General features: G+C 45.5%; 8 protein-coding genes and 1 pseudogene. 2 read left to right on the forward strand and 7 right to left on the reverse strand.

From position 1 onward, the window contains the following. Positions 1–5 precede the first annotated feature (5 nt). The gene (locus tag HGBM_RS19200) at positions 6–365 is read left to right on the forward strand and encodes a group I truncated hemoglobin (RefSeq protein WP_019122705.1); all 360 of its coding nucleotides are present in this window, start codon (positions 6–8) and stop codon (positions 363–365) included. Positions 366–560: 195 nt separating this feature from the next. Here HGBM_RS19200 and HGBM_RS19205 read toward each other — a convergent pair whose 3' ends face one another. Genes HGBM_RS19205 through HGBM_RS19225 form a run of 5 tightly spaced genes read right to left on the reverse strand, consistent with a single transcriptional unit; the run spans position 561 to position 2,875 of the window. Further along, positions 561–857, reverse strand: a complete 297-nt coding sequence (locus HGBM_RS19205) for a spore coat protein (protein WP_019122706.1) — start codon at positions 855–857, stop codon at positions 561–563. Between the two features lie 16 nt (positions 858–873). Further along, on the reverse strand, positions 874–1,068 hold the full coding sequence (locus tag HGBM_RS19210; RefSeq protein ID WP_019122707.1) for a hypothetical protein: 195 nt from the start codon (positions 1,066–1,068) through the stop codon (positions 874–876). A gap of 29 nt (positions 1,069–1,097) precedes the next feature. Next, entirely contained in the window at positions 1,098–2,234 is a 1,137-nt protein-coding gene (locus HGBM_RS19215) for a zinc-dependent alcohol dehydrogenase (protein ID WP_019122708.1), read from the reverse strand. A gap of 15 nt (positions 2,235–2,249) precedes the next feature. Then, a complete protein-coding gene (locus HGBM_RS19220) occupies positions 2,250–2,618 on the reverse strand; it encodes a spore coat protein (protein ID WP_019122709.1) in 369 nt (122 codons plus the stop codon). An 11-nt stretch (positions 2,619–2,629) separates the two neighbouring features. After that, entirely contained in the window at positions 2,630–2,875 is a 246-nt protein-coding gene (locus HGBM_RS19225) for a hypothetical protein (RefSeq protein WP_019122710.1), read from the reverse strand. Between the two features lie 77 nt (positions 2,876–2,952). On the opposite strand from HGBM_RS19225, the gene HGBM_RS30460 reads away from it, so the two are divergent. Beyond that, complete coding sequence (locus HGBM_RS30460; RefSeq protein ID WP_019122711.1) at positions 2,953–3,099, forward strand: hypothetical protein; 147 nt, start codon at positions 2,953–2,955, stop codon at positions 3,097–3,099. Positions 3,100–3,127: 28 nt separating this feature from the next. Here the strand turns inward: HGBM_RS30460 and HGBM_RS29790 are convergent. Together HGBM_RS29790 and HGBM_RS30855 are read right to left on the reverse strand one after the other, a co-directional pair. Next, positions 3,128–3,310: pseudogene (locus HGBM_RS29790) on the reverse strand (O-methyltransferase); the annotation flags it as partial. Positions 3,311–3,335: 25 nt separating this feature from the next. Continuing rightward, positions 3,336–3,711: hypothetical protein (locus tag HGBM_RS30855; RefSeq protein WP_026074536.1), on the reverse strand; the 376-nt coding region annotated here is incomplete at its 5' end.

Consider the following 3,711-nt stretch of genomic DNA (forward strand, 5'->3'; position numbering starts at 1 on the left):
AAATCATGACGACAACTACCCTGTACGACAAACTTGGCGGCGAAGAAGCGATCGGCAAAGTAGTTGATTATTTTTACGATCTTGTATTAGCCGATGATACCGTCAATCACTTCTTTGCCAACGTCGATATGGAAAAACAGCGCCGTCACCAAACCAAATTTATCAGCTTCGCCCTTGGAGGGCCGAAATACACAGGACAAGCCATGGCCAAAGTACATGCAGGCATGAACCTGCAGCCCGTTCACTTTGACGCCATTGTAAAACATTTGCATGATGCCCTGAAGCACTTCGGGGTAGATGATGCTGATATCAGCCAGGCATTAAGCAAAGTGGAGACCTTGCGGGATGATATCCTCTACAAGTAGGATTTGCCTGCCACGCTCCTCTGTGATTTTCTGACCGTTCTATCCTATGAAAACAGTATGTAGCCAAAAAAGTAAGAGCCTGTTTTTGAAAAATGATCAAAACAGGCTCAATTTCGTGCTAGAACAAACGCTCCCGATACTAATTCGGTTCATTCAACCCAACCACTTCGTTCTTATACCTTCGAGGTGCTTCTTCTAGGTTGGCAGATTCAATGCAGTCTGGATATTTTGTTGATCCAACTTGATCTGCTGATGGACATTCCAAGGATGGTACCAGCCCTTTTCAATCATGTACATGCTGATTTTCTCGTGCAAATCAATCGCTTCTTCCAATTGTTTGGTAAGCGTAGCTTTTATTTCCGGAGTGCTTGTTTCGGTTAGTGCCATGGCGTAATTTCTTACAGCACTCTTGGCAGAGATCAGAAAGTCCATTGCCACTACCTGATCCGTCATGCCACCCATGCCGATCAAATCTTGAAAGATGCTGTTCATATCTTGTCTTCACCACCTATTCAATTGCTTTAGTCAGCAGCAAGCTCAGCTCTTGAAGCTGTCTGGTCGATACTTCAACATCATCAGCCAACATTTGTTTCAACGCCTCATCCGTAACCAAAACTTGCATCGTCTTTGACTTCGTTAAGCATATCGTTTTAAAAGCAGCTATCTCATGAACCTCCAGTAGTTCATGCAATCCAAATGTCATCGCATTTCATCCTCCGTTCCCATTATCTCTTAAGGCTTCAAGACGACTTTGATGCAATTGTCGGTCTTGGTGTCGAACATTTCGTATCCGCGCTTGGCTTCACTCAAAGGGATGACGTGCGTAATGACGTCGCCTGGATCCACATTGCCCGTTGCAATCAACTCATACATATACGGCATATAGTGGATGACAGGGGCTTGTCCGGAACGTATCGTGATATTTCGTTGCATGATGTCTCCAAGCGGGAACGCATTATAACGCCCGCCGTATACACCGGTAATTTGTATCGTGCCGCCCTTCCGAACGGATTGGGTAGCAATCACCACCGCTCCCATTGCGCCCCCTTGCAGTTTTAACCCACTCGCGAGAAACTCCAGATCAGACATTTTTCCGTCCATGCCCACTGCGTCGATGACAACATCAGCCCCGCCCTTCGTAATTTCCTTCAGGTAGTTTCCGATATTTTGCTCCTGCTCAAAGTTCACAATTTCCGCGTTGTTCGTGCGCTTGGCATGCTGCAAACGGTAATCGACATAGTCAACCGCAATCACGCGTTTTGCCCCCTTCACCCAACAAAACTTTTGCGCCAGAAGGCCTACCGGTCCGCAGCCCAATACAATCACCGTATCCCCGTTCTTCACACCGGCGTTATCCACGCTCCAGAAAGCGGTGGTCATGGCATCGGCGATCAAGCAGAGCTTTTCGTCCTCTACTTCGCAGTTTTCAGGGATTTTAAAATGGGTGAAATTGGCGAAGGGAACCCGCAAATACTCCGCTTGTCCTCCGGGATAACCGCCTGTTGTGCCTGTATAACCGAAATAAGCGCCCATATCCCCGTTCTCGTTTGAATTATCACATTGGCTTTCCAAATGGTTCTTGCAATAGAAGCACTCGCCACAGGCAATATTGAATGGGATAATGACGCGGTCCCCCTTTTTCAGCTTAGTCACACCGGGGCCAACCTCTTCTACTATGCCCATTGGTTCATGTCCGATGATATAATCTTCCTGCAGATTGGGAATCATTCCATGGATTAAATGCAGGTCTGATCCGCAAATAGCAGTGCTTGTCAGTTTGACAATCATATCGTCGGGTTTCTCGATCTTAGGATCAGGAACATCTTTCACTTCAACGTTTTTAATGCCTTGATACGTTACAGCTTTCATCCGTTGTTCCTCCCATTATTGTTCATCTGGCGCCCGATCGAACATGCCTTTGCGCGAGGTATCCTCAGGGAAAAGCTTCATTTTCCCAATTTGAATGGTGTTCATGGCCGAAAGCTGGTCCAATTGATATTGTTCACCCAGTTCGTAAGGGTGGAACCATTTTTTTCTGATCATGAGTTCGGCTATTTCTTGGTGGAGGGCAATCCCTTGGTGGAGCTGTTTGCGCAATACCGTTCTTGCCTCCGGAGATACCGTTTCTGTCAGGGCGATCGCCGTGTTTCTCACGCCCTCTTTGGCACGGATGAGGAAGTCCATGGCGAATGTCATATCTGCCATCTCCGGCATGTGCAACGCATTTATGGGATCTAGATAATCGTTATTCATTGGTCTCACCTTCAATTTACAATGGGAGTAGGACGATTTTGCGGGACCGGCGCTTGGAACGGAGCATTTTTGTAGACTGCCTGGAGCTCGGCAATCGCTTGCGCAGATTGTTCTACGTCTTTTTGCATCAATGCTTTCAGATCCGGATCGAATACAATGCCTTGAATCAACTTCGACTTGGCTAGGCAGAGCGTTTTGAAGTTGAGCGCTTCATGGATTTCAAGTGATTCATGTGCAGCCAGCGTAGGTTTATTCAAGATGGAACCTCCTTTTTGTGAACATCCCTATTGTGTCCTGCACGTAAATTGGTATTCTGATCAAGACGAGGTTTTCAATGAGGAGCAAATCCTCCGACGACTGGGATTATCCCCGGCATCAAAAACAATCGCTTGCTTACACCAACTTGATCAGCAAAGAAAAAAACCGCGAATATGGATTACGCGGCGGTTACATCCTCCTCTTTCACTTGATTTTCTTTTAGGACCGAGCAAGATTAAAAGAGAAGTTCATTTTCCTTCTTTACCGAATCCTCTAGCTAGGCATATCCCGCTATGGCCCCCAAGAGCCCCGATTTCCAGAATATGTTTAGCCCCTGAAATGGATACAAACACGGTTAGAAGTTTTCCCGAAGAGGGAGATACCGATATGGAGGGCATTCCGTTTTCGCTTACAGACGACGTGACTTCCTCCAAAAGGGCATCTTACCTAACGAACCCGTTAGTTGTCGTTGCTACCTTTTGGTATGTCCTCTATCTTACTCAATAACTGCTCTAATCCATCTGGAAATTGATACGATATGCCTTTATGAAGATCCAGTAATTCTTTCTTATCCATGTAATATCGAATTGCATATAAATTCGAACCTTTTGAAGCAAGAATTATTACTCCGTCACCAAGTGCAAAAGGTTCTTTCGCTTTACCAATTTTTTCTGCAGTACGGAACATACTTACAAACTCAGAGACGTCATTTGGATTTTGTATTTCATAAAATTCTGTTGCATTGTATTTCTCAACTTGTTCCATGGTTTGTATTCGTATTGCATCGATACTTCCAAAATCAACGTTTATATTACTAATCGTGCCCTTTTCACAG

Source organism: Brevibacillus massiliensis, assembly GCF_000311785.1.
In the GTDB taxonomy this organism is placed as follows: domain Bacteria; phylum Bacillota; class Bacilli; order Brevibacillales; family Brevibacillaceae; genus Brevibacillus_C; species Brevibacillus_C massiliensis.